Source organism: Kribbella sp. NPDC051587, assembly GCF_044453945.1.
Lineage (GTDB): Bacteria > Actinomycetota > Actinomycetes > Propionibacteriales > Kribbellaceae > Kribbella.
On sequence record NZ_JBITDE010000005.1, the window covers coordinates 204,000 to 229,631 of the forward strand.

Here is a 25,632-nt window from a genome sequence, read left to right on the forward strand (position 1 = left end):
CCGTCGAAGACATGCACCAATCCGTCGCAGTCGGCACCGGATACCAGCCCGGTGATCCGCAGTACCGCAAGCTGTCCGTGGCGTTGTTCGCGGCCGGTCTGGCGACGTTTGCGCTGCTCTACAGCACCCAGCCGCTGCTCCCCGAGCTGTCCGCGTCGTTCCACGTCTCCCCGAGCCAGAGTGCGTTCAGCGTCTCGTTCGCGACGTTCGGCCTCGGTCTCGCGCTCCTGGTGGTCGGCTCGGCATCCGAGCGAATCGGCCGAACCACCCTCATGCGCTGGTCCGTCGCAGGCACCTCACTCTTCGCGCTGCTGGTCGCCTTCGCGCCCACGTGGCACGCACTGCTGGCACTGCGCGGTCTGCAAGGAATCGCCATGGCGGGGCTGCCTGCGGTAGCGATGGCCTACCTGCGCGAGGAAGTGCACGCCGACAGCCACGCACGCGCCAGCGGCCTCTACATCGCCGGTACGGCGGTCGGCGGCATGTCCGGCCGACTTGTCGCCGGTGGACTGGCCGACCTCGGCGGTTGGCGATTCGGTGCCGCCGGGATCGCCGTACTCGGACTGCTGTGCGCAGCGATCGTGTGGCTGCTGTTGCCGGCGTCGAAGAACTTCCGCCCCGGACCTGCACGCGCGACAGGCCTGCGGATGCTGCGAGACCCAGCCCTGCTCGCGCTGTACGGAATCGCGGCGACGGCAGTTGGTGCCTTCGTCGCGGTCTACAACGGCGCAGTCTTCCGGCTCTCGGGTGAGCCCTACCTCCTGAGCGCTGGCGCGTCCGGACTGGTGTTCTGCGTCTACCTGCTCGGCTCTGCCGGGTCCGCCAGCGCCGGACTGCTGGCTGACCGCTACGGACGACGAGCCGTCGTACCGGTGGGCTGTCTGATCACCCTGGCCGGGGTTGCGATCACTCTGGCCGCGCCCCTGGCACTCATCGTGGTGGGACTGGCGGTGATGACGGCAGGGTTCTTCGCAGTCCACGGCGTAGCCAGCGGCTGGGTACCAGCGCGAGCACATGCCGCCGGTATCGGCACCGGCCAGGCATCCAGCATGTACCTGTTCTCCTTCTACCTCGGCTCGTCCGTCTTCGGAGGACTAGCCGGTACGGCGTGGAGTCGGGCCGGCTGGAATGGCGTCGCGCTGGAGGCTGGAGTGCTGTTCGCGGTGGCCCTGGTGTTGTCCCTCGCCCTGAAGGCTGTTCCTAGACTGGACAGGTGACCAAGGCAACGGATGCGGCTGACCAGCTCGGACTGACCTACGAACTGACCCAGCACGGGCCGGTGAACTCGCTGGAAGAGGCGGCGGCCGCCCGGGGTATCGAACCGGCCAAACTGATCAAGACGATCGTCGTGCGCCTCGCAGACGACGACTACCGGTTCGTCCTGGTCCCCGGTGACCGTGAGATCGCCTGGCCGAAGCTGCGCACGCTACTCGGCGTGAAGCGGATGTCGATGCCGGACAAGGACACTGCGTTCGCTGTCACCGGCTACGTCCGCGGCACGATCACCCCGCTGGGCAGCACCCACGCCTGGCCTGTGATTGCCGACGAGCGCATCACTGGCCCCATCTCGATCGGCGGCGGTGACTTCGGCACAGGTATCACTGTGGACGCCGCGGACCTGGCCAAGGCCCTGAACGCCACAGTCGCCGACGTGACCGATTAGACGAGTAGACCTGCCTGTCCGGCGCGGAGGCCTGCTTGGAAGCGGGTGGTGGCGTCGAGGGCCTTGAGGATCCGCTGCATCCGGCGCTCGACGGTCCGTTGAGCTACGCCTAGTCGGCGAGCGATGGCTTGGTCTGTCAGGCCAGCAGCGGCCAGGGAAAGCAACTGCTGGTCTTCGAAGCTCAGGGGTCCATCAGACGGCGCTGGGGACAGTGGGCTGCCCTGGTGCCAGAGGAGCTCGAAGAGGCGGAGCAGCCCGTCCAGAAGGCTGGACGGACCCACCTCGACGATGACGTCGTGGCTGGTCGGCAGGAGCGCCATACGGCGATCCACGACGAGCATCTTGAGCGGTACGTCGCGCAGCATCCGGCAGCCGGTGGAGCGAGCCGCCAGCAGATCAGTGGGCTCGGACAGCGACGCCATGTCGAAGATCGTCCGGTACGTGACGCCGTGCGCGCGCTTGACCTCAACCGGTACGACGACGTGCGGTGGCCGATCCAGCACGAGCACTTCGGTCTGGGCGCACTGCTGCGCCTGATTGAACCGCTGGGCGACCGCCTCAGTACCGCGGACCACCGTGAACGCGTCATGGCGAGCTCTGAACTCGGCTGTGAGCACGGAGGCACCGAGTCGGGCTTCGACGATCGCTGCCTGTTTCCGCAGCGCCAGCAGTTCGACTGCTGCCTCCGGAACCGCTGGGACGTACCGGGCTGGCCTCCCGGGCATGCGAGAGGCCAGCCCGAGGGACAGCAGGGACCGCAGATGCCGGCCGACCCGCGTGGCGGGCCAACCGGTGTCGTTGGACAGATCGGTCGTTGTGGACTCCGGGCGGGCCAGAAGCGCCCGGTAGAGCTGCTCGTCCTCCGAGCAGACACCAAGCGCTTCCAGCACCGGAGCGGGGCGGTAGTTGTGCATCAGGGCAGGGCGTGGACGTGGGCGCCGACTTGGTTCGCGAACGCGTTGCCGTTCAGTGCGTCCCAGTTGGTCGACCAGGTCATCGCACCGCGCAGCGTCGGCCACGTGGTGCTCGGCTTGAAGGCACCGCAGTTGGTGCCCTTGGCCAGGCAGTCCAGCGCGTTGTTGACGATCGTCGTCGAGACGTAGCCACTCCCGGCGGCCCGGGAGGACGCCGGCAGGCCCAGACCGACCTGGTCGGGGCGGAGACCGTTCTGCAGCATGATGCAGGCCTGCGCGGTGATGAAGTCGACCGAACCCTGCGAGTACACCTGTCCGTTGCAGCCGTTCATCGCACCGGAGTTGTAGTACTGCACGTTGACGATGGTCAGGATGTCCTTGATCGCCAGCGCGAGTTTGAAGTACTCGAACGTCGTGGCCTGCATGTCGATCGTCTGCGGAGCCATGGTGATGATCAGCCCGCTGCCGAACTGGCTCTGCAGGCTGCGCAGCGCCTGACCCATGTACTGCGCGTTGACGCCGTTCTCGAGATCGATGTCGACCCCGTCGAACCCGTACTCACGCAGTACCGACAGCGCGGTCGAGGCGAAGTTGGCCGCGGCCGTCGCGTTGGCGACCGAGATGGTGCCGTTCTGACCGCCGATCGACAGGATGACCTTCTTGCCGGCCGCCTTCTTCGCGGCGATGTCGGCCTTGAACTGCGCCACGGTGTAGCCGTTCAGCCCCGCACTGTCGAGGTTGAAGGTGATCCCACCCGGCCGAGCCGCGTCCGCGTCGGCGAACGCCACCGCGATCAGGTCGTAGGCAGCCGGTACGTCGGAGATCTTCTGGACCGTCGCACCGTTGTTGAAGTTCTGCCAGTACCCGGTCAGCACGTGCTTGGGCAGGCTGCCACCCGGCGGCGGGTCGGTCGGCCCACTGGACGTCGTACCCGAGACAGAGGCGCCGTACGGCGAGCAGTTGCCGCTCGGGTCGCAGGCCCGCACCTTGAAGCTGTACGTCGTGGTCGGGCTCAGCCCGGTCGCCGTCCAGCTGGTGACGTTGCCGACGCTCTGAGCAGCCCCAGTCCCCTGTACGACGTCGTAGTGGTCGATGCCGTTCGCATCCGTCGCGGCGGACCAGTTGAGCTGCAGTGAGCTCGACGTCGGACTACCGACAGTGAGCCCACCCGGAGTGGACGGCGGAGTGGTGTCCGGCGTACCGCCCGGCCCATCCAGTACGACGTCATCCGCGCCGAACGGCGGAAGTCCGTACCAACCGTGAAGGTAGATGGTCACCGACGTCGCCGACGCGCTCGTGGTGAACGGGACGCTCAGCTGGCTCCAGGAGCTGCTGGTCGTCCAGGTGGAGGCTCCACCATCGACACCCAGGTAGACATTGGACCCGGTCACCCATGCCGACAGCGTGTACGCCGTACTGGGGCGGACCGAGATTGTCTGGCTGCACCGACCGATGTCGGAACCGCTGGGAGCCGACTGCAGTCCGTAGGAACCGGAGTGGGCCGAGCTGGTCACACTGCCGGCAGCGCACTGCCAGCCGGAGAGAGTGCCGGACTCGAACCCACCGTTGACGGTGAGGTTGGCGGCGAAGGCGGTCGCTGGGGCCAGGGAGAGGCCGACGACGGCGAGGACGAAAGCGATCAGGCTGGAGAGGACCGCTGCCTGGGGGCGGCGTGCAGGCGGTTTCATGATTAGAAACTGTTCCTGCGTAACTACATTGTCAAGACCCTGCATAAAGTGAACGCGCTCTCACGGCCAGGAAAGTGAAGAATGTACAGATTCTGTCCAGCGGAACGCGATCCGGTCGAGACCGCTCCGGGCGGAACTCCGAAACTTTCAAGCGCTCCATCGCGACGGCGAGAGCGTCCTGATGCAGGCCGTTCGACCTGGAGGAGGAAAGGCGACGGCCCCCGGCGGGGGGGTGACCGGGGGCCGTCTTCGGCCACGGGCTCGGGGGGAGGAGCCGGGGGCCGTTCAGGAGGCGACAGTCTGCCACTGTCAGGGGGTATGTACCCCCCAAGTCCGGATCCCACACATCTCAGTTCTGTTGCAACCGAGTGCCTGTCTTCCGGGCGTCGCGGCCGGTGAACCGACCGTTGCGACCAGTACCACTGTCACACTGATCAACAGTCTAACGGGAGAGTCGCCAACACAAAAGCCCGGGCCCCTCGGCGTTTCTCCGAAGTGCCTATTCTCGACCCATGGAGCACGCCGGACAGCCCTCTGCCACCGCCCGATCGGCCGCCTTCTTCGATCTGGACAAGACCATCATCGCGCGCTCGAGCACGCTCGCCTTCTCCCGGCCGTTCTACGCCGGCGGCCTGATCAACCGGCGGGCCGTGTTACGCAGCGTGTACGCCCAGTTCGTCTACCTGCTCGGCGGCGCCGACCACGACCAGATGGAGAGGATGCGCGAGTACCTGTCGGCGATGTGCACCGGCTGGGACGTCGGCACCGTGAAGGCGATCGTCGCCGACACCCTGCACCACATCGTCACGCCGATGATCTTCGAAGAGGCGGTCGAGCTGATCGACGAGCACCACGCGGCCGGCCGGGACGTGGTCATCGTCTCGTCGTCCGGCGCCGAGGTGGTCGAGCCGATCGGCGCGATGCTCGGCGCGGACAAGGTGATCGCCACCCGGATGATAGTTGCCGACGGCAAGTACACCGGCGAGATCGAGGAGTATGCCTACGGACCGCACAAGGCGACCGCGATCCAGGCCCTGGCCGAGACCGAGGGTTACGACCTGGCGGACTGTTTCGCCTACTCCGACTCGATCACTGACGAGCCCCTGCTGGCCGCCGTCGGCCACCCGTTCGCGGTCAACCCGGACAAGGCGCTGCGCCGACTGGCGCACTCGCGCGAGTGGCCGGTCCTGGATTTCAGCGAGCCGGTGGGCCTCACGGAGCGTTCCCGTCTCAAGGATGTACGGCGTCCCGCACTCGCCGCCGGCGTGGTCGCCGGACTCGCCGCGGGGGCCTTTCTTTTGGCATCCAGGCGGCGCAACAGACTATCGGCGGACTAGCCCAAAGCTGAAGTTTGCTTCATTCTTCTCAACTCCATGAACACCGCGCTTCCCCTTCACAGGAAGGGATTCGAGGAGTACAAAGGAAGCACAAAGGATCTTCGGATCCGGTAGAGATTGCACGGCAGTCAGGTACCCACGCGGCGACCAGCCCATCCCAACCGGGCAGCTCGACCCAGGCCAGTCCTGTGGCGGCAGACAAGGTGCACGCATGGTAACCAGAATGACGTGCCCGCGACGGCGCTCTCCCCGTGAGAGCGCCGTTCGCATGTCAGCACCACAAGGCGATTCAGCCCGCGAGCGGTGAGCGTTCGGCCCCCAGGGCAACGACTTCGCAGGACCTGAGCAACCAGTCCCGGACCCCGACCAGCCCTCGCGCTGTGTAGTCGTTGAGCGCCGACACATAGGTTGCCGACAACTCCCAGTGACCGGCCTCCGGGACCGTCACCGCGACCGGATCGATGCCTCGGGCAACTAAAAGGGCGCGCTCGGCCGCGCGGGCGACCAGACCGTTGGCGGTCGGGAACGGACGCAGTACGGCGAGCTCGGCGTGCACGATGGCCGCGACGACCAGGCCGGGTGCCTTCGACGGACTGGTCAGCGCCCGTCCGAGTGCACTCAGCCGCTCCCACATCTCGTCCGCGGGCGGCGCCGGCGGCAGTCCGGGGATGTCGTCGGGCACTGGCTCCCGGCTGGTCCGGAGGTGGCCCAGCGACGGCTCCGGGCCCAGATCGGCGCCGGCCAACTGGTGCAGTCTGGTCCAGACCTGCACAGGTGCCGTGTCGACCTGCGGTGCGAGCCGCATCAGCTCACCGGTGATCCGGACCGCTCCAGTGACCAGTGGCCCGCCGCTCCCCGCCCTGGCCTCCTCCAGCGTCGCAGTACTCCCCGCAAGCGCAGCGGAGGCATGCGCACCGCGCAGCAGTGCCTCAGCGGTCATGTCCGCGCCCACCTTGCGCAGGCCCCGATCCCGGAGCAGTACGTCGACCGCATCCCGCGCCGCACGCGCCGCCGACCCCACCCCCTCCAGACCGGCGAGTGGCTCGAACACATCGGTTGTCATACGTGCAGCCTAGGATGCGTTCGTATGGCGCTCGGTACCGTCCCCAAGTTCAGCATCGTGGTCCCCTGCCATGCCTCGCGGGCGTGGCTGCGGCCCTGCTTGGACTCTGTGCTGAGCCAGTCCTTCACCGATTTCGAGGTGCTCGGGGTCGACGACGCGGATGCGGACGGTTCCGGCCGGATCCTGGACGAGTACGCCGCCGCGGACCCGCGGGTGCGGGTGCTGCACCTGGAGGAGAACGTCGGGCTCGGTCCGGCCCGCAACGCCGGTCTGAAGGAGTGCCGCGGCGAGTACGTGCTGTTCCTGGACGCCGACGACCTCTATCTGCCGGGCTCGCTGGAGGCGATCGCCCGCCGGATCGACGACGCCGGACAGCCCGACATCGTGCTGTTCGACTACGAGCGGATCTTCTGGGACGGCCGGGTCGTCGGCAACCAGCGGCACGACGCCTTCGCCCGGGAGGGCGCTGGGGTGTTCACGGCGGCGGAGCGGCCGATCTTCCTCACCTTCCTCGAGGTGGTCTGGAACAAGGCCTGCCGGCGCGACTTCCTCACCCGGCACGGTTTCGCCTTCACCGCCGGCTTCTACGAGGACGCCCCCTGGACGTACTCCACGATGCTGACCGCGGAGCGGATCGCGACGCTGGACCGCGTGGTGGTGCACTACCGGCAGCATCGGACCGGCAGCAACATCCACGCCACCCGTGGCCGCCGGCAGTGGGACATCTTCGACCAGTACGACCGGGTGCACGCCTTCATCCAGTCCGATCCGGAGCTGGCCGGCTGGCGGCGGTTCGCGTTCGACCGGTCGCTGGACCACATCCTCGCCGTACTGGCGAAGCCGGAGCGGATCGGTCCGGAGGACCGCGCTGACTTCTTCCACGCGGCGCACGCGTTCGCGCAGCGCTGGAAGCCCGCGGGGTACAACGCCGAGCGCAGCAGGCGCGGGTTCCGGCGCTGGCAGCTCATCTACGACGACTACGCGACCTACTCGACGCTCAAGGTGACCGGGAAGGTCCTGCAGTTCCCGAGCCCGGGCAAGAGCGTCGGCAAGCTGCTGCACCGCGCCAAGCTCGACCCGAACCTCGCCGTGTACGCCGCATCCCGGTGCACGCGGTACGCCTGCAACCCGCGGGCGATCTACGAGAAGGCCGCCGAGCTCGCACCGCAGGTCCGCGGGGTCTGGGTGATCGACCCGGAGCACCTGTCCGACATCCCGGAGGGTGTCGAGTACGTCGTCACGGGCTCACCGGCGTACCAGAAGACACTCGCCCGGGCGACGTACTTCGTGAACAACGCGAACTGGCCGCGGGACGTGGTGAAGCGGCCCGGCCAGGTGCAGCTGCAGACCCAGCACGGCACACCGCTCAAGCTGCAGACCACCGGCCCGGACCTGGACCTGGTAGACCGGTGGGACTTCAACTTGTCCTCGAACCGGTACTCCTCGGAGATCTGGGAGCGCACCTACCCGTCGTACTTCGAGGAGCTCGAGTTCGGCTACCCCCGCAACGACAGGCTGCTGACGGCGAGCCTGGAGGACGTCCGGGCGGTCAGAGCGTCACTGGGCTTCAACGACTCGCAGCTGGTGCTGCTGGACGCCCGTGAGGAGTCACACTTCGACCTGGGCCGGCTGACCGAAGCCACCGTGCTCGACGTGAACTCCGGTCCGCGGGTCGACGACCTGATGCTTGCGGCGGACGTCCTCATCACGGACTACTCGGCGCTCACCTTCGACTACGCGAACCTCGACCGGCCGATCGTGCTGCTCATCGAGAGCAGTCCCGGAGAGACCTACTTCGACATCACCGAGTTCCCACCAGGAGTGGTGGCGCGCTCTGCGGACGAGCTGGTCGCCGCGTTCGGCAGTGGTGCGTTCGCCGCGCCAGAGGCCGCGAAACATCGGCAGCTGTTCAGGGAACGCTTCTGCGAGTACGACGACGGCCGGGCCGGCGAGCGCGTCGTACGGCGGGTGTTTCTCGGCGAGGACGACATACCGGCGATCACTCCGCTGGCCGAGCGGTCCCCCGCACCGTCGGCGTACTGGAGCCAGCTTCGTGCATAATGGCTGACATGCTGCGACGACGACAGACTGCCTGAACACCTCAGCCTGCCCTGTTCACGTCTGTCGTTAAGGACTTCTCATGTCCGCTGTCTCGTCTGTGCTTGCCGCCAGACTCCTCCAGGCCTCCGCCACCGCTTTCGACCTCGAGCTCGACCCTGAACTGCGGTCGGCGACCAAGCCCGAGTTCGGCCACTACCAGAGCAATCTGGCGCTCCGGCTCGCCAACCAGCTCGGTCTGCCGCCACGGGACGTCGCCGCGCGACTGGTCGCCGCGCTGAAGATCGACGACCTGTGCGAAGCACCTGCGATCGCAGGACCCGGTTTCGTCAACCTGACCTTGCGGTCCGACGTGCTGGCAGCAGCAGTCAACGACCGTACGGCGTTCGCGCAGCGGGGCGAGCGGGTCGTCGTCGACTACTCGCAGCCGAACGTGGCGAAGCAGATGCACGTGGGTCATCTGCGGTCGACGGTGATCGGTGACTCGGTCTGCAACGTGCTGCAGTACGTCGGCTACGAGGTGATCCGGCAGAACCACGTCGGCGACTGGGGTACGCAGTACGGGATGATGATCGAGCAGCTGCTCGAGGAGGGTCTGGACGCGGAAACCCTTGATTTGCAGGGGTTGCAGGAGCTGTACGAGCGGAGTCGGCGGCACTTCGACAGCGACGGCGAGTTCGCTGATCTGGCCCGGCTGCGGGTGGTTGCGCTCCAGACCGGCGATCCAGAGACGCGGGCGAACTGGCAGCACATGGTGGACGTCAGCCTGGCCGACTTCGAGCAGGTGTACGCGCGGCTCGGCTCGGCGCTGACCCGGGCCGACGTGGTCGGCGAGAGCGCCTACAACGACGACCTGCCGGTCATCGTCGATGAGCTCGAGCAGGACGGTCTGCTGACCGAGTCCGACGGTGCCTCGTGCGCCTTCCTGCCTGGGTACGTCGGACGCGACGGATTGCCGCTGCCTGTCATCGTGCGGAAGTCCGACGGTGGTTTCGGTTACAGCGCTACCGATCTGGCAGCGATCCGGCATCGGGTGAAGGACCTGCAGGCACAGCGGATCGTGTACGTCGTCGACCACCGGCAGGCGCTGCACTTCGAGATGATCTTCGCGCTGTCCCGGGCGGCCGGATGGTTGCCGCCGACAACGACAGCCGAACATGTCAGCTTCGGGACGGTCCTCGGCCCGGGTGGTAAGCCGTTCAAGACCAGAGCCGGTGGGACGGTCAAGCTCACCACTCTGCTCGACGAGGCGGTGGAGCGGGCGGACAAGATCCTGGAAGAGCGGGGCGTGGCCGACCGGACAGAGATCGCGCAGGCAGTCGGGATCGGTGCGATCAAGTACGCCGACCTGTCCAGCGACCGGGACAACGACTACGTGTTCGACCTGGACCGGATGGTTGCCATGAGCGGTAACACCGGTCCGTACCTGCAGTACGCGCACGCACGGCTGACTCGGCTGCTCTCCAACGCTGGTGAGCCCAGTGGTGCGGTGACAGCGCTAAACCATCCAGTGGAGCAGCGGCTGGCGCTACTGCTGACCGGCTTCGACGACACCGTCGTACAGGTTGCTGAGACGCTGCAGCCGCACAAGCTGTGCACCTACCTCTACGAGCTGGCTGCTGCGCTGTCGGTGTTCTACGAGCAGTGTCCGGTGCTGAAGAGCGAGGGCGAGACCAGAGCGAGCCGGATCGCCCTGTGCGCGGCGACCCGGCAGGTGTTGCAGGATGGGCTAGGTCTACTGGGCATCGCGGCACCTGACGCGATGTGACTCTCTGAAGGAGGCTGTCGATGCTGCCGTGGTCGATCGACTGGGCGGGAAGACTGGAGCAGAAGACGTACGACAGTGCGCTGCTGCGCGGGAACCCGCTGGGTGACCCGCACGAGCGACCTGTCCTGGTCTACCTGCCACCCGGGTACGACGAGTCCGACCAGCGCTACCCGGTCGTCTACGTGACCATGGGCTACACCGGCCACATCGGCATGTTCTTCAACCGGGTGGCCTTCCGGCAGCCCTATCCGGAGCTGCTGGACGCGATGTTCGCGACCGGCGACGTACCGCCCGCCATCGTGGTCTTCGTCGACACCTGGACCCGGTACGGCGGTGGGCAGAGCCTCGACTCCCCTGGCACCGGTCAGTATCTGTCGTACGTGTGCGACGAGATCGTGCCGTGGGTGGACGCGTCGTACCGGACTATCGCCGACCGCGACCACCGGGCGATGACAGGTAAGTCCAGCGGCGGCTACACCGCCATGGTGATGCCCCTGCTGCGACCGGACATCTTTGGCGCACTGGCGACGCACGCGGGCGATGCGAGCTTCGAACTCTGCTACCGCGGTGAGTTCGCCGCGCATGCGCGCACACTGCGGGACAAGTACGACGGTGACATCCAGAACTTCTTCAAGGACGCCGAGGAGCGGGCAGGCCGGCTACAGAACGAGGACCTGCACCTGTACGAGATCTACGGCTACTCGTCCGCGTACTCCGCCGAGCCGGACGGGACGGTGCTGCTGCCGTTCGACGACATCGGTGAGGTGATCCCCGAGGTCTGGGAGCGCTGGCTGAAGCTGGACCCGGTCGAGATGCTCAAGCAACCCCAGTACGCCGACGCTGCGCGCTCGATGCGAGCCATCTGGATCGACGCCGGCCGCAACGACGAGTACTACCTCGATCTCGGGGCCACTGCGTTCCACCGCGGCCTGCAGGCGATCGGCGTACCGGACGAGAAGGTGCACTTCGAGCTGTTCGACGGCAAGCACGGCGGTATCGAGTACCGCTACCCGCTAGCCGTCCGCTGGCTCTGCGAACAGTTCCAGTGAACGGCTAGCGCGGGCAGCTGTCAGAAGTGCGAGTCGACCGCGACCTTCTCGACCGGAGGCTCGATCGGCTCGGCAGTACGACGTAGCCAGGACCAGGGCTTCACGCTGATCACGATCATCGTGAGGCTCAGGACTGCGTAGACCACAGCTCCGACGAAGGCTGCGTGGACTCCGTCAGTCAGTACGGCGCGGGGCGTCGTACCGGCGGAGGTGCGGCTGGCGGTTCCGAACAGGGTGACCAGGATGCCCAGCCCGAGTGCGCCGCCGACCTGCTGGACGACGTTGAGCAGGCCGGAGGCGGCTCCGGAGTCCTCCGGTGCGACGTTGGCGATGGCGCGGCCGACCAGCGGGATGAAGAGCATGCCGGCGCCGAACCCGAAGACGATCAACGGTCCGACCACGTTGGCGAGGTAGGTGCTGTTGGCGTTCAGCTGGGTCAGCCAGATCGTGCCGGTGGTGATCAGGAGCGCGCCGGCGAGCATCAGGCGCGATCCGTCGATCCGGTTCAGCAGCTTCGGGACGATCCGTGATGCGGTGAAGAGCAGACCGGTCATCGGCAGGAAGGCCAGACCGGCCGCCAGCGGGCTGAGCTGGAGCACACCCTGCAGGAACTGGGTGAGGAAGAAGAACATCCCGAACATCGTCCCGACCACCAACAGCATGGTCACGTACGCCGCCGACCGGGACGCGGACCGGAACAGTCGCAGTGGCACGATCGGATGGCTGACCCGACGCTCGATCAGCACGAACGCGGTCAGCAGGACCACCCCGGCACCGAACGCGACCAGCACCTCGGCGGCGGTCCAGCCGGCGTCGGCGACCCGGATGAAGCCGTAGACGACCGACGTGATGCCGAGGGTCGAGGTGAGGGCGCCTGCGATGTCGAACCGGCCGGTCTCCCGCGGCGTCTCGGTCAGCACGCGGCTTGCGGTGACGACCAGCGCGATCCCGATCGGGACGTTGATGAACAGGCCCCAGCGCCACGACACCCAGTCGGTCAGCATGCCGCCGAGGACGAGGCCGACGCTGCCGCCGCCGGACGAGACCAGGCTGTAGTAGCCCAGTGCCTTCATCCGCTCGGGGCCTTCGCGGTAGGTGAGCATCATCAGGGTCAGGGCCGCGGGCGCTGCGATGGCACCACCGATGCCTTGCAGAACGCGGGCCGACAGCAGGAGCTCGGCGTTCGGAGCGAGTCCGCCGAGCAGGGAGGCGAGGGTGAAGATGCTGACGCCGGTGATGAAGACGCGGCGGCGGCCGAGCAGGTCGCCGGCGCGGGCGCCGAGCAGGAGCAGGCCGCCGAAGGCCAGGGCGTAGGCGTTCTGCACCCAGGAGAGGCTGGACGGGCTGAAGTCGAGGGCGTGCTGGATCTTGGGCATTGCGATGTTCACCACGGTCCCATCCAGGATCACCATCAGCTGGGTGACCAGGATGACCGCGAGAACGAGCCCGGGTCGCCGGGTGGTCGTGCCTGACATATTGCTCCTTACCCCGGAGGGGCTACAGTTGGGGGAGGAAGTGGAGACTTCCTCCGCTTTACGATACGGAGGCATCCTCCGCTTTGCAAGCGATATCGTCGGCCGTCTTATTCCAGGGAGGTTCTGCATGGCGTCGACACCGTTGCCCACCACGCGGCCGACCCGCGCGGACGCGGCCCGGAACTACGACCTACTGGTGACGGCTGCCCGCGAGACGTTCGCCGAGCACGGCACCGACACCTCGCTGGAGGAGATCGCCCGGCGCGCCGGGGTCGGCATCGGCACCCTCTACCGGCGCTTCCCGAACCGGACCGCGCTGCTCGAGGCCGTGTACGTCGACGAGATCCAGTCGGTGATCGATCGCGCCTACGACTTCGATCGCGAGCTACCGCCGTTCGAGGCGCTGGCGGCCTGGCTGCGCAGCTTCGTCGGCTACGGCCTGTCCAAGAAGACCCTGGCCATCGAGCTGATGAACGCTCTGGGCCGGGACTCGGAGTTCTTCAAGGTCTGCAAGACGAATGTTCAGGAGGCCGGTGAACTGTTGCTGATCAAGGCCAAGGAGAGCGGCGACATCCGGCCCGAGATCGAGCTGGCCGACGTGATGCGGCTCGCCGGCGGGATCAGCCACCTCAGCCCTGCTGTTGAGCCGGCTCAGGCGATGCGGATGCTCGACATCGTGTTGTGCGGCCTCAGGCCTCCTGCGACCTGAGCTCGGCCAGCGACGGGCTCGAGGCGTCCCGCTCGGTGAAGCTCAACTCCTCGCCCGGCCAGTCGATCGCCAACTCGGAATCGAACGGGTTCACGGCGATCCGCTCCGGTGACCAGGGCTCGTTCACCAGGAAGTTGTAGACGGTGTGCGGGGTCATGGTGCAGAACGAATTGCCCAGCCCCCGTGGGACGTAGAGCGCATCTCCCGGTCCCAGCTCGAACGTCTCCACCTGCCCGGCCTGCAGCTCCACGATCGCCACGAACACGCGGCCGGCCGACGGCGACAGGTACTTGTCCCACGGCTCGGCATGGATCCCGCGCAGGATCCCGGCGTTCTCGAAGTACGTGACGTTGTGCTGGACCACCTCGTACGGCGGGACTCCGGCGGCCGCGAGTTTGTCCCGGTGGAAGCTCTCCTCGAACCAGCCGTCGGCGTTCGGCTGCAGGTCGAGCTCGATCCGCAGCAGGCCCGCGATCGACGTCTCGTGCACCTTCATCGACGGACCTGCCGACGCGCCTCGAGCTGTGCCTTGTCCGCCGCGCTCAACCCGGCCTCCCAGCCGGCTCCGTTGGTGATCCGGGTCCGCCGCGTGGTCGTGTTCGGGAAGAGCTTGGTGAACAACGCCTCCACCTGCTCCTCGCGCCGCGTCAGCACCGGCAGCAACCGGTCCACGTCCACCGCCGGTACGGCGGCCTGGGTCGCCTCGGTGGCCGCTTGCAACCGCTCACCGATCCGCTGCGCGTAGGCCATCAGGAACGATTGCCGGAACGACCTCGTCCGGGATTCGCCGTACCGGCCAATGTGTTTGCCGGAGGCAATCATCGCGCGGTTCGCCTGTACCAGCAGGGAAGTGGCGAGGATTTCGGTGAGCTGCAGGTCGAGGTCGGCGCCGATCACGGTGACCACGGCGAGCTGCTCGATCATGACGGTGCGGCAGCGGTTCGCGGTGGCGACCGAACCAACCAGTTGCGCCTTGGCCGAAACGTACGGCGTGTCCAGCCAGATCCGCCGGGCGGCTGAGTCGTCGGGGATCTCGACCGCCGGATCCGCCTCGACCAGCGCGCGGTCGAGCGCGAACTTGGCCATCAGCTCCTGCGCCTTGCCGGACAAGGCTTCTGCCTCATCCGGGAACTCGGTGGCCTCCGCCTTCGCGAGCAGACTGCGGATCCGCGAGAGCATCTTCGCGTTCGCCGGAACGGCGGGTCGGTCGCCGGCGCTCCGTCGTACCGACGTTCCTGGCGGTGGGAACAGGTGGGCCAGCGGTGGTAGGGATTGCAGGAAACCGGCCAGCGCGAGCGCGTGCCGCAGCGTGAGGTAGCGGCTGACGCGCGCTCGGGTCGCCCACGCGGTCAGGTCCAGCTCGGCGAACGGCAGCTCGATGCCGAGGTCGAGGAGCTGATCGAGCCAACGCGGATCGATCATGTCCTCGCGGTAGCCGCGGTGTTCGGCGGCGATCGCGACCAGCAGCAGTGGTTCGGCGCCCTGGTCGAACTCTCGACGGCCGTGCTGGACGAGGTCGGCCGGCGTCCAGCCACGCTCCCACGACGTCCGCAGCAGACCGGTCAGGAAGCCGTGCAGGACACGGTCCACCTGCCCTTGGTCGCGTTCGTCGTACCCACCGAGCCGAGCCAGCTCACCATCGGCGCGATCGTCGTGCAGGGCAACGATCGCCGCCGCCATCGGCAGCAGGCGCAGGATTTCCTCGTCACTCACGCGGTCGAGTCTGACACCGTCCGCACCCGCACCCAAACCGACGACCGCCGCCTGTGGATAACCCCTCGCAACGTCCGAAAACACGCCGACCACGTACTGCATCCCTTCGGACGCCAAGGGTTTCCACCGCAACCAGAACATCAAGCCTGCCTAGATGGAGGCAGCCCCGTCGATGACCAGCACCTGGCCGTTGATGTTGGTGTTGTCCAGCAACAGCATCCGGACCACGGGGACGACGTCGTCGGGTTCGGTCAGGTGACCGGTCGGCGTACGGCGGACGATCTGGTCCAGCTGGGTCTGTCCGAGCACCGCTGACATCTCGGAGGCGAAGAACCCCGGCGCTACGGCGTTGGCGAGGACACGGCCACCCAGCTCGCGTGCGAGTGAGCGGGTGGCCGCGTCCATGCCGCCCTTGGTTGCTGAGTAGGCCACCAGGCCTGGGTACCCACGCTGGGCGCAGATCGAGGTGACGTTGACGATGCGGCCCTTCAGACCCTTGGCCAGCATCCTGCGCAGCACGAACCGCGTGAGCAGCAGCGGCGCGGTCAGATTGGTCTGGATGATGTCCTCGAGCCGCTCCGGACTGGTGTGGACGTGCAGTGAGTCCTGACCGATCGCAGCGTTGTTCACCAGCCCGTCGACCGGGCCGAGTGTCGACTCCACGGTCTTCACAAACGCTTGTACCGCTGGGGAATCGTTGATGTCGACAGAACCGGCGTACAGATGGTCCGGGTACTTCGACGCGAGTTCGGTGAGCTCTGCGGTCACTGTGCGGGCGAAGGCGGCCACCTTAATCCCCGCGGTGAGCAGGTCGGTGACGATCGCCAGACCGAGGCCGCGGGAACCACCCGAGACCAGCACGACCGATGCGGGCGGTACGGACTCAGACATCGCTCTTCAGCGTCTCCTTCTGCGGAATCGCGTCCAGGAACTTGATCCGCCGCGGTACGCCGTAGTCCGGCAGCCGGCTCGAGCACCACTGCACCAGGTCGGCGTCGGTGATCGGACCGAGCGACTCGTTGACCACGACCTCGGCCGCGACCATCCGGCCGACCAGTGGGGCCTTGCGAGCGAACACTCTGGCCCACGCCACACTCGGGTGTGCCATCAGTACGCCGCGGACCACGCCGGCCGACACCTTCGAACCACCGACGTTGATCTCGTCGGTGTCGAGGCGTCCGGTGATGAGCACGCGGTCGCCGTCGTACTCGACGCGGTCGCCGGTGTGCACCGCGCCGACCAGTCCGGCGCCGTGGTGCGGTGAACGGATCACCAGCTCGTCGCCCTCCACGGACAGCATCGGGCGGTCCGGGTCGGGCTCACGCTGCAGCCACTCGCGGGGGAAGCCTGCCTTGCCGTCGTGCACCACGATCGACGCACCGACCTCTGAGGACGCGTAGATCCACGAAATGCGCGTCTTTGGGAAGAGGTCGCGCAGCTGGTCGAGAATCGCCTGGTCGACCGGCTCTCCGCCGAGAGTGATCTGCTCCAGCGGTACGGCGGCCAGCGCCTCGGAGTCGCGGTAGATGGCCTGCCGCCAGAAGGTCGGCGTACCAGAGGCTGCTGTGACGCCGTGCTGGGCGGCGATCTGTGGCCAGTCCTCCAGCTCGTGTGGCTCGATCACGACCAGGCCCTGGTCTCGCTGGGTGAGGGAGATCGTGACGACCTGCCACCACGCGTACGTGCCGGGCGAGTAGGGCAGCAACCAGGTGCGTGGGGGCTGGTCCGCGGTCACTGTGGTGAGTGATTCGAGGGTGTGGCCGATTCGCTTCGGGCGGCCGGTCGAACCGGAGGTGAGCAACCAGGCGCGGCCTGACTCCTCGACTCGCTTCAGCCGGGCCGGTGTGACCTCACCGTCGGGCAGGACGATCGAGAAGCCGGACTCACCGAGCTCCTCGCGCATGTACTCGTCCACCCGCGAGCTGGTCGCGACCAGCAGCTCGGTGCCGTGCACTGCGTGGTGCCGGAGGGCGGCCAACGCGTCGGCGCCGTTGTCGACCAGGACGGCCGCAGGGGACGGCAGCTGGGGCAGCTTGTGCAGCGTCCGCCAGGTCAGGCTCTTGCCGGCGACGACAACGGTGTTGTCGTCGCCGATCAGTGCGGTGGTCCGGCGCCGCGTAGTCACGCCGACTGGAGTTGCTCGATGAAGTCCAGTACGTCGCCGATGGTGGCGATCCGGCGCAGCCCGGGGGCATCGAAGTTCAGCTCGTCGTCCAGCTCGTCCTCGACCCGGAGTGCGAGCTCCGAGAAGTCCAGCGACCGGAATCCGATCTCCCGCAGCTCGGCACTGTCGTCGGCCGGTAACGACCGGCCCTGGGCGGTCATCACCTCACCCATCAACTCCCGGACCCTGTCCCGCGCCACCGAACTCATGACGACAGAGCTTAGTGCCTCGTCCCTCGGCCGGACCGGTCATGCCGGGTCCGTGGGGTCGCGGCGGAGGGCTGCCCGGAGCCGCTTCATCCGGCTGGAGATCTCCCAGCCGATCAGCGCGATCAGCGGGCTGGCGGCCGCGATCGCGGCCAGCAGAACCTCCTCGACCGGCAGTCCGGCGATGTGGAGGACGACCATGGGACCTCCCCGATGCTGCGAGAGCTGGGAGGTTACTGAGTGTAAAGGCGATCCTGCCGGCGGTAAACGGCTCGGTGCTGCCATCGTCTGCCTAGACTCTCCGGGTGACCGGAGGCGAGGGGGACCCGAAGACCGCAGCAGAGGCGGTCACGCAGGAGCTGTCGGCTGTTCCGGCCGAGTCCAAGGCCGAGGCTGCTGCCCCGAAGGGCAAACCTGCTGAGGGCGACGGGGAGAAGAAGCCGGTCGCCGAGGACAAACCTGCCGAGACCACAGCCGAGCAGCCGGCTCCGGACAAGGCCACAGCTGAGAAACCGGGTGAGAAGCCGGCTGAGGGTGCGGTGCCGAAAAAGCGGTTCTGGCGGCGTCGGAAAGAGCGGAAGGTGCGGCCGCGAGGCGAGCGGCGCCGGAGCGGACGTGGAGCGCGGGCGGCCGGACTGGTGAGCCTGCCGGTGCTGCCGCTGGCCTGGTTCCTCGGGCTGCAGGAGCATCCGGTGTGGATGCCGATCGTGTACCTGGCCTATTTCCTCCTGGTGATCGCCGTACCCGGCACGATGTTCTGGCGGCGGCTGACCGGCGGCACCGGCTGGTTCACGGTGGACGCCGTCCTCGGCACTGCGTTCGGGCTGGCGATCGAGGCCCTGATCTACCCGGTCGGGATGTTCTTCAGCATGCCGTTCGCGGCCCTGCTGATGCCGGCACTGGCCCTCGGCATGGTCCGCGGCCTCCCCCGTCCCCCACGCGCCACGCGACCCACTCCATGGTGGGCAACGGCCGGGGTGATGGTCGCGGTCGGCGCAGCGGCCGCGTGGTTCGTCCGCACCGGCTCGCAGCTCATCCCGCTCAACGGATCAGCCGCCCTCCGGCCGAACTCCGACGCACCGCACAACCTCGCCATCGCCGGCGAACTGACCCACCACTTTCCCCCGAAGCTCCCGTACGCCGACGGCCGTTGGCTGACCGGCCACTGGGCGGCGTACGACCACATCGCGTCCTCGCACTGGATCACGACCGTCCCGCTCGACGTACTGACGCATCGGATGGTCCCGTTCGCGTGGATCCTGATGACTGTCCTGGGCGCGGCCGCGGTCGGCGTACTGCTGACAGGTCGTGCAGTGGCCGCTCCGATCGCCGCCGGACTGACTGTGGCCGCTGGGGACCTGACCGCCTGGCCGTGGGCCGTTTCGGACCGGGTCTTCGCCGACGGGCCGTTCTCTCTCGGCCAGCTGACCAATCCGCCGCAGGCGTTCTCCACAGTGCTGTTGCTGCCGCTGATCGCGATTACCGCGCTGCTGCTTCGTCGCCAACCCGGTCGTGGCCCCCGTGCTCACGTCTTCCGGTTGCTCGTAGTGGCCGCCGTACTGATCACTGCTCTTGCACTGACCAAAGCGACCACACTGCCTGTGTACGGCGCCGGTCTGGCAGCCGCGTGGGTCTATCTGACCGTCAGACGGGGCCGGCTCAACCTGCGTGGGCTGGTGCTCGGCCTTGGCGTCGCAGCCGCGTTCCTGCTCACCTACTTCCTTGTACTGCGGGGCACGCCGTCCAGCGTCGTCGTCGACCCGGGCCGCACCTTCAAGCTGCTCGGCGGAACGCTCCCCGTTGTTGCCGCAGTGGTCGTGATCGGCTGGCTGATGCCGGCCGTCGGCGCGCTGCTGATCAGGAGCCGTGTCCGCCGTGACCCGCTACCCGTCTTCCTTCTGGTCAGCCTGCTCGCCGCCGTCGGCGCAGCCTCCCTCCTGTACGACGAGGGCGGCGCACAGCTCTTCTTCGTCCGCACCGGCTTCGTGTACGGCGTACTGCTCGCCACCTGGGCCTTGAGTTCGCTGGAGCGCAAGCAGTACTGGATTGCCGCGGTAGCGCTGCTCATCGGGGTCGCTGCGATCTACTGGGGTCGCTACCGCTCGCCCAACTCGTGCACGACCACCAACTGCTTCGGCCAGGGACTCGCAGTCGCACTGGTGATCGCCGCGATAGGCATCGGCCTGTTCGGACTGATCCTGCGCGGCTCCCGCCGTACCTGGGCTGTCATCGCAGTGGCCGTCCTCCTGGGCACGACTGTGTCGCCCACTGTCGAGTCGGTGCGGAAGTTCGCCACTCCGTCGCTGACGGACTACGAGTCGATCGCTCCGGGCGGAATCGAGGCTGCCCGCTTCATCCGGCGCAACTCCGGTTCCAACGACCGGATCGCCACCAACGTGCACTGCCACCAGCCCAGCACCACCCGCTGCCTGGCCGGCTCCTACTGGATCGCCGGCTACGCCGAACGCCGTGTCCTGGTTCAGGGTTGGGCCTACACCACCCGCGTCGACGACACCTACCCCGGCAAGCCGCAGAGCCCCTACTGGGACGAGGAGAAGCTCCGCCTCAACGACGAGGTCTTCACCAACCCCACGCGCGAACTCCTCGAGAAGCTCCGCACCCAGTACGACGTCCAGTGGCTGCTCCTGGACGACCGCGTCACGCAGCCCCCGAAGAACCTGGACCGTCTCACCGACCTGCGTTTCGAGCTGGGCAACGTCCGCGTCTACCAGCTCTACCCGCCGCCCCCGGCCAACAGCCCGTTCCCCACGCCGACTCCGACGCCGAGCTTCCCGACCGGCACTCCCACCGGCACACCGGGCTTCCCGACTCCGACCCCGACTCCGGCGTTCCCAACGTTCCCGAGTCAGCAGCCGAGCGGGACGCTTCCCACGCAACAGCCCAGCGGCCCGTTCAACCCAAGCCAGCCCTTCCCGAGCGGGACGCTCCCAACTGGGAGCATCCCCACTCAGAGCTTCACACCGACCTTCCCAACCAGCGTCCCGCGCAGCTAGCGCACGGTGATGGTGGGGATGGCGATGCTCTGGTTGGACAGGCGGTCCAGGGCGGTCACCGAGTAGAGGTAGAGCTTGCCGGGGGTCGCTGTGGTGTCTACGTAGGACTGGTTGCGGGTGGTGGCTACCAGGTTGCGGGCGTCGTTGTCAGGGCAGTGGTCGCCGCCCAGGAGCTCGCGACGATAGACGGCGTACGACGTGGTGTCGGCTGAGGTACGGCGCCACTTGAGTTGCACGCCGGCGGTGGTGCGGGTCGCCTGCACGCCGAGGGGCGGCAGCGGCGGGCGGGAGTCCAGAGCCGGCATCGCGGGGATCAGCGCCGGCCGGGTGTACCAGGTGCTGTTGAGCAGAGTGGTCGCACCGAGGCGGTCGGCGCGGACATCCTTGGCGGAGAAGAAGATGTTGCCCTTCACCTCGGGGATCGCGCTGTCGAAGGCCATGTGGTCACTGAGCTCCTGCGGGTCAGCCCAGTCCGGCGACTGCGTCGACGTACCGACCTTGTACGTCGCTTCGCCGATGTAGAGGTGGACGTGCGTACCGCGCACCTGCTCGGCCCACCAGGGGACGATCTTGTTGTAGTCCGCCGCTGCGAAGCCACCGGCCCAGTAGACCTGCGGAACGATGTAGTCGATCCACTCCTCGCGGACCCAGCGACGGGTGTCGGCGGCCAGGTCGTCGTACGTCTGGACGCCCGCGGTGGTGTCCGTGCCTTCCGGGTCGGTCGCCTTGTTGCGCCAGACGGCGAAGGGCGAGATGCCGAACTTCACCCACGGCTTGGCGGCCTTGATCCGGTGCTGCAGCTCCTGGATCAGCAGGTCGATGTTGTTGCGTCTCCAGGACTGCAGGTCAGGGAAACCGGCGCCGTACTGCGCGTAGGTCGCGGCGTCGTCGAAGACCTGACCGGCCACCGGGTACGGGTAGAAGTAGTCGTCGAAGTGCACTCCGTCGATGTCGTAGTTCGACACCGCGTCCATGATCGCGTCCTCGACCAGCTTGCGCGCCGCGGGGATGCCGGGGTTGTAGTAGAGCTTCCCGCCGTACGTGACGACCCAGTCCGGGTGCAGCCGCGCCGGGTGCGTCGGGATCAGGGCGTTGATGTTGGTGCCCATGGAGAGCCGGTACGGGTTGAACCACGCGTGCAGCTCGAGGTTGCGCTTGTGCGCCTCCGCGACGGCGAACTTCAGCGGGTCGTAGCCCGGGTCACCGCCCTGGGTCCCGGTCAAGTACTGCGACCAGGGCTCCACCTTGGACGGCCAGAACGCGTCAGCGGTCGGCCGGACCTGCAGTACGACGGCGTTGTGGTTCTGGCGGACCGCATCATCCAGCCAGCCGATCAGCTCGATCTGCTGCTGTGCAGCGGTCAGACCGGTCTTGGAGGGCCAGTCGATGTTCACCACGGACGAGATCCACTGGGCGCGGAACTGCCGCAGCGGGGTGGTCGTGCTGGGTGCACACCGGGCGTCGTCGGACGGCGCCGGCGCGGCGGACGCCGTACCGGCCAATCCGCCCAGCAACAGACCTGCGGTGGCACCGAGAACGCCCATGGCACGCCAGACTCTCATGTCACTCTCCGACAATCGTTACCGATGAAGTGGAAAGATGTTTACACATCAGGGCGTCGGAGAGAAGACGCTAGGTTAGAGGCATGTTGCGGGCCGCCTCTGACGACGACGTCGACACCATCCGGCGGTTGCGGAACCAGCAGGCGAACCGGGACGTGAGCATCACCTCGCACGAGATCACTGCGACCGAGCATGCCGCGTGGTGGGCGAAGGCGTCGGTGGACCCGGCGCGGCGGGTGCTGATCTACGTCCGGGACGGGGTCACCGCCGGCGTGGTCAACTTCTTCGACCTCGACGGGCCGACCGGATCGTGGGGGTTCTTCCTCGATGCGGACGGGCTGGCCGAGCGCGGCGAGACGCTGCCCGCCTGGATCGAGGTGATGCGCGAGGCGACCGCGTACGCGTTCGACGTCCTCGGGCTCGACCTGCTGACCGGCGAGGTGCTCGAACACAACACCGTGGTCCGGCAGATGAACCGGCGGTTCCGGTTCGTCGAAGGGACGGCCGAGCCGCGCGGCGCCGTGACCGTCATCCCGATCAGTCTGCGCCGCGCGGACCGCAGGCCCGGCCGATGAGAGGACAGGGATGAAGGACACCATCGAGATCGGCGGCGTACCGATCGGCGCCGAGCACCAGCCGTTCGTCATCGCGGAGATGTCGGGCAACCACAACGGCGATCTCGAGCGGGCCCTGGACATCGTCCGGGCGGTCGCCGAGTCGGGCGCGCAGGCGCTGAAACTGCAGACCTACACCGCCGACACGATGACGCTCAACCTCGACCTGCCCGCCTTCCGGCTCCCGTCCGAGCACGAACTGTGGAGCAACGCGCGCCTGTACGACCTCTACGAGGAGGCGCACACCCCCTGGGCGTGGCACGAGCCCATCTTCGAGCTGGCCAGGTCACTCGGGCTGGTCGCGTTCTCGTCGGCGTTCGACGAGACGGCGATCGAGTTCCTCGAGAAGCTCGAGGTCCCGGCGTACAAGGTCGCGTCGAACGAGATCGGCGACCTGACGCTGGTCCAGGAGATGGCGCAGACGGGCAAGCCGATCATCATCTCCACCGGCTCCGCCACACTCACCGACATCGACGCCGCCGTCCGTACCGCTCGCGCCACCGGTAACGAACAGATCATCGTCCTCTCCTGTACGGCGAGCTATCCCGCACCCCCGGAGCAGTCCAACCTGCGCGGCATCCCGGTCCTCCGCGACGCCCTCGACGTACAGGTCGGCCTCTCCGACCACACGATGGGCATCGGCGCCGCGATCGCCGCCGTAGCCCTCGGCGCCACCGTCATCGAGAAGCACGTCACCCTCAAACGCGTCGACGGCGGCGTCGACTCGGCCTTCTCCCTCGAACCCGACGAACTCGAGTCCCTGGTCGAGAACACCCGAGTCGCCCAACTGGCCCTAGGCCGCCCAGTCATCGGCCCGAAAGAAGCGGAGCAGAACGTCCTCCGCTTCCGCCGTTCCCTCTACGTAGCCCAAGACGTCCGCGCCGGCGACACCATCACCCGCGAGAACGTCCGCTCCGTCCGCCCCGCCGGCGGCCTCGCCCCCCACCTCTTCCCCGAGATCCAAGGCCGCATCTTCCCCACCGACGTCAAAGCCGGCACCCCCTTCACCTGGGACCTGCTCTAACCAGTCCGCAAGCGCATAAGGACCAAGGATGACTGAGTATTTGTTGTTTCCGGGGCGTCATCATGTGCTGACTCGGTTTCAGGGGGAGTTTTTGCGGGAGCACGCTGCGGGTCGGACTGTGGTGTGGGCGGTGACTTCGGCCAATCACCGGACGACCAAGCGGAACCCCATTGGGTTCGATCGGCGGGAGGCGGCGATCGAGCGGTTGAGTGTGGCGGAGGGGATTCGGTCGTTGGTGGTGGGGGTGGTGGATACGCCGCCGACCGACGAGTTCGCCGAGGTGACGGTCAAGGCTGTTGAGGCCGGGACCGATGATCTTGTGCGGTTGACGCCGGAGAACACGGTGGTGGCTTGTTCCACGGCTGAGGTGAGCAAGCTTTATGAGCGGCTCGGGTTCGAGGTGGAGGGGGTTGAGCCCGAGGGGGTGTTGCGGCCGTGGGACGTGTTGTTGATGGTTGCTGCGGGCAATGATGAATGGCGTACGGCGGCGCACCCGGCGACTGTGGATGTGTTCGAGCGGTATGCGTTGGACGCGCATGTGCAGCGGTGTGTGAATGATCCGGTGGTCGGGGACGACGGTGGGTTGACGACGACGCGGGATTACAAGACGTATGCCGATGCGTTCGAGACGGCGGCGGACCGGAAATGGCAGCAGATCAAGGAGTTCGTCCGGCCCGGGCGGATTCTGGACATCGGGTGCGCAACCGGCGCGACGCTGCAGTTGGTGGATACGGATCCGCGGTTTCACGAGTCGGATCTGATCGGCGTCGAGGTCGCGCGGCATTTGTATGCCGAGTGCGAACACAAGAAGGAGCAGGGATTCTTCCGGAATCCCAACGTCTACTTCTATCAGCGGAACATGCTCGGGTCGGCGGTGTTCCCGGCGCGGTCGATCGATACGACGTTGACGCTGGCGTTGACGCACGAGATCTGGTCGTACGCCGACGGGTCGCGCGCCGAGACCGTGCAGCGGTTCGCGGATGCGTTGTTCGCGCACACCGCGCCGGACGGGGTGTGGATCAACTCCGATGTCTGCGGACCGGCCGAGCCCGATCGATCCGTTGTACTGGAGTTGGACGACAGCGATGGCGCCAACCCTGCGGCGCCGGTCGAACTGGAACCGTTGGGTGATCCGGCGGCGTACGTTCGGCAGTTGTCGACGCGGGCGCGGTTCTTCCAGTTCGCGCAGGACTTCCGGCGGAACGCGCGCGTGCCGTTCGAGTACGTCGTACAGGGTGATCGGCTGGTACTGCGGTTGGCCGACGCGATGGATTTCCTGACCCGCAAGGACTATGTGGACAACTGGTTGAGCGAAACCCACGAGCAGTTCTGCGGGTTGAACTTCGCCGGCTGGTCAGCGGTGGCCGAGCGCGCCGGTTTCCGCATCGACCCGGCGTCGAAGGCGTGGCGCAACGACTGGGTGATCGACAACCGGATCGCGCCCGTCGCCTCCATCACCACTCCCACCGGCGACCCCGTCGACTGGCCCGACACTCACCAACTCCTCGTCGCCCGCTGCTGACCCACCCCACCCTCCGCGCCCACCCACCCGTCCCCCGTCGTCCGGCCCGACCCGGCCCTGCCTGCCTGCCCGCGCAATTTCAGGGGATC

At 67.4% G+C, this 25,632-nt stretch carries 22 protein-coding genes; 11 read left to right on the forward strand and 11 right to left on the reverse strand.

What is annotated here, in order from left to right; genetic code table 11:
* Window positions 1-11: 11 nt before the first annotated feature.
* Together ACIA49_RS20235 and ACIA49_RS20240 are read left to right on the forward strand one after the other, a co-directional pair.
* Window positions 12-1,217: an MFS transporter gene (locus ACIA49_RS20235; RefSeq protein ID WP_396378731.1), complete on the forward strand. Its 1,206-nt coding sequence runs from the start codon at window positions 12-14 to the stop codon at window positions 1,215-1,217.
* A complete protein-coding gene (locus ACIA49_RS20240) occupies window positions 1,214-1,663 on the forward strand; it encodes an aminoacyl-tRNA deacylase (protein ID WP_396378732.1) in 450 nt (149 codons plus the stop codon). Before ACIA49_RS20235 ends, ACIA49_RS20240 begins: the two co-directional genes overlap by 4 nt.
* Here the strand turns inward: ACIA49_RS20240 and ACIA49_RS20245 are convergent.
* Complete coding sequence (locus tag ACIA49_RS20245) at window positions 1,660-2,577, reverse strand: helix-turn-helix domain-containing protein (RefSeq protein ID WP_396378733.1); 918 nt, start codon at window positions 2,575-2,577, stop codon at window positions 1,660-1,662. The two genes, ACIA49_RS20240 and ACIA49_RS20245, sit on opposite strands and share 4 nt — an antisense overlap.
* Window positions 2,577-4,265 (reverse strand): chitinase, encoded by a 1,689-nt coding sequence (locus ACIA49_RS20250; RefSeq protein ID WP_396378734.1) that lies wholly within the window; start codon window positions 4,263-4,265, stop codon window positions 2,577-2,579. Before ACIA49_RS20250 ends, ACIA49_RS20245 begins: the two co-directional genes overlap by 1 nt.
* A 512-nt stretch (window positions 4,266-4,777) precedes the next feature.
* Between ACIA49_RS20250 and ACIA49_RS20255 the strand changes: the two genes are divergently transcribed.
* A complete protein-coding gene (locus ACIA49_RS20255) occupies window positions 4,778-5,602 on the forward strand; it encodes an HAD family hydrolase (protein WP_396378735.1) in 825 nt (274 codons plus the stop codon).
* A gap of 289 nt (window positions 5,603-5,891) precedes the next feature.
* Here the strand turns inward: ACIA49_RS20255 and ACIA49_RS20260 are convergent, their stop codons facing one another.
* Window positions 5,892-6,665, reverse strand: coding sequence for a cell filamentation protein Fic (locus ACIA49_RS20260; protein ID WP_396378736.1), 774 nt, complete (start codon window positions 6,663-6,665; stop codon window positions 5,892-5,894).
* Between the two features lie 24 nt (window positions 6,666-6,689).
* On the opposite strand from ACIA49_RS20260, the gene ACIA49_RS20265 reads away from it, so the two are divergent.
* The 3 genes from ACIA49_RS20265 (at window position 6,690) to ACIA49_RS20275 (ending at window position 11,540) form a co-directional block, all read left to right on the forward strand.
* Window positions 6,690-8,726, forward strand: coding sequence for a CDP-glycerol glycerophosphotransferase family protein (locus ACIA49_RS20265; RefSeq protein ID WP_396378737.1), 2,037 nt, complete (start codon window positions 6,690-6,692; stop codon window positions 8,724-8,726).
* A 79-nt stretch (window positions 8,727-8,805) separates the two neighbouring features.
* Complete coding sequence (argS, locus tag ACIA49_RS20270) at window positions 8,806-10,491, forward strand: arginine--tRNA ligase (RefSeq protein ID WP_396378738.1); 1,686 nt, start codon at window positions 8,806-8,808, stop codon at window positions 10,489-10,491.
* A gap of 20 nt (window positions 10,492-10,511) precedes the next feature.
* Window positions 10,512-11,540, forward strand: a complete 1,029-nt coding sequence (locus ACIA49_RS20275; protein ID WP_396378739.1) for an alpha/beta hydrolase-fold protein — start codon at window positions 10,512-10,514, stop codon at window positions 11,538-11,540.
* Window positions 11,541-11,560: 20 nt separating this feature from the next.
* Here ACIA49_RS20275 and ACIA49_RS20280 read toward each other — a convergent pair whose 3' ends face one another.
* Window positions 11,561-13,015, reverse strand: a complete 1,455-nt coding sequence (locus tag ACIA49_RS20280; protein ID WP_396378740.1) for an MFS transporter — start codon at window positions 13,013-13,015, stop codon at window positions 11,561-11,563.
* 127 nt (window positions 13,016-13,142) lie between these two features.
* Between ACIA49_RS20280 and ACIA49_RS20285 the strand changes: the two genes are divergently transcribed.
* Window positions 13,143-13,724 carry a TetR/AcrR family transcriptional regulator gene (locus tag ACIA49_RS20285; protein WP_396378741.1) on the forward strand — a complete coding sequence of 194 codons (582 nt, stop codon included), beginning with the start codon at window positions 13,143-13,145 and terminating at the stop codon, window positions 13,722-13,724.
* Here the strand turns inward: ACIA49_RS20285 and ACIA49_RS20290 are convergent.
* The 6 genes from ACIA49_RS20290 to ACIA49_RS20315 form a co-directional block, all read right to left on the reverse strand.
* A complete protein-coding gene (locus tag ACIA49_RS20290) occupies window positions 13,705-14,220 on the reverse strand; it encodes a dTDP-4-dehydrorhamnose 3,5-epimerase family protein (RefSeq protein WP_396378742.1) in 516 nt (171 codons plus the stop codon). The two genes, ACIA49_RS20285 and ACIA49_RS20290, sit on opposite strands and share 20 nt — an antisense overlap.
* Window positions 14,217-15,437 (reverse strand): DUF2786 domain-containing protein, encoded by a 1,221-nt coding sequence (locus ACIA49_RS20295; RefSeq protein ID WP_396378743.1) that lies wholly within the window; start codon window positions 15,435-15,437, stop codon window positions 14,217-14,219. The genes ACIA49_RS20290 and ACIA49_RS20295 overlap by 4 nt, the downstream gene beginning before the upstream one ends.
* A gap of 150 nt (window positions 15,438-15,587) precedes the next feature.
* The gene (locus tag ACIA49_RS20300; protein WP_396378744.1) at window positions 15,588-16,328 is read right to left on the reverse strand and encodes an SDR family NAD(P)-dependent oxidoreductase; all 741 of its coding nucleotides are present in this window, start codon (window positions 16,326-16,328) and stop codon (window positions 15,588-15,590) included.
* Window positions 16,321-17,562 carry an AMP-binding protein gene (locus ACIA49_RS20305; RefSeq protein ID WP_396378745.1) on the reverse strand — a complete coding sequence of 414 codons (1,242 nt, stop codon included), beginning with the start codon at window positions 17,560-17,562 and terminating at the stop codon, window positions 16,321-16,323. Before ACIA49_RS20305 ends, ACIA49_RS20300 begins: the two co-directional genes overlap by 8 nt.
* Window positions 17,559-17,810, reverse strand: a complete 252-nt coding sequence (locus tag ACIA49_RS20310) for an acyl carrier protein (protein WP_396378746.1) — start codon at window positions 17,808-17,810, stop codon at window positions 17,559-17,561. The genes ACIA49_RS20305 and ACIA49_RS20310 overlap by 4 nt, the downstream gene beginning before the upstream one ends.
* A 39-nt stretch (window positions 17,811-17,849) precedes the next feature.
* Entirely contained in the window at window positions 17,850-18,008 is a 159-nt protein-coding gene (locus ACIA49_RS20315) for a hypothetical protein (protein WP_396378747.1), read from the reverse strand.
* Window positions 18,009-18,112: 104 nt separating this feature from the next.
* Between ACIA49_RS20315 and ACIA49_RS20320 the strand changes: the two genes are divergently transcribed.
* Complete coding sequence (locus ACIA49_RS20320; RefSeq protein ID WP_396378748.1) at window positions 18,113-20,821, forward strand: hypothetical protein; 2,709 nt, start codon at window positions 18,113-18,115, stop codon at window positions 20,819-20,821.
* Here ACIA49_RS20320 and ACIA49_RS20325 read toward each other — a convergent pair.
* Complete coding sequence (locus ACIA49_RS20325; RefSeq protein ID WP_396378749.1) at window positions 20,818-22,383, reverse strand: glycoside hydrolase family 10 protein; 1,566 nt, start codon at window positions 22,381-22,383, stop codon at window positions 20,818-20,820. The genes ACIA49_RS20320 and ACIA49_RS20325 overlap by 4 nt on opposite strands.
* Before the next feature lie 83 nt (window positions 22,384-22,466).
* Between ACIA49_RS20325 and ACIA49_RS20330 the strand changes: the two genes are divergently transcribed.
* The 3 genes from ACIA49_RS20330 (at window position 22,467) to ACIA49_RS20340 (ending at window position 25,543) form a co-directional block, all read left to right on the forward strand.
* Window positions 22,467-22,958, forward strand: a complete 492-nt coding sequence (locus tag ACIA49_RS20330; protein WP_396378750.1) for a GNAT family N-acetyltransferase — start codon at window positions 22,467-22,469, stop codon at window positions 22,956-22,958.
* Between the two features lie 10 nt (window positions 22,959-22,968).
* Window positions 22,969-24,021, forward strand: coding sequence for a pseudaminic acid synthase (gene pseI / locus ACIA49_RS20335; protein ID WP_396378751.1), 1,053 nt, complete (start codon window positions 22,969-22,971; stop codon window positions 24,019-24,021).
* A 130-nt stretch (window positions 24,022-24,151) separates the two neighbouring features.
* Entirely contained in the window at window positions 24,152-25,543 is a 1,392-nt protein-coding gene (locus ACIA49_RS20340; RefSeq protein WP_396378752.1) for a class I SAM-dependent methyltransferase, read from the forward strand.
* Window positions 25,544-25,632: the final 89 nt, after the last annotated feature.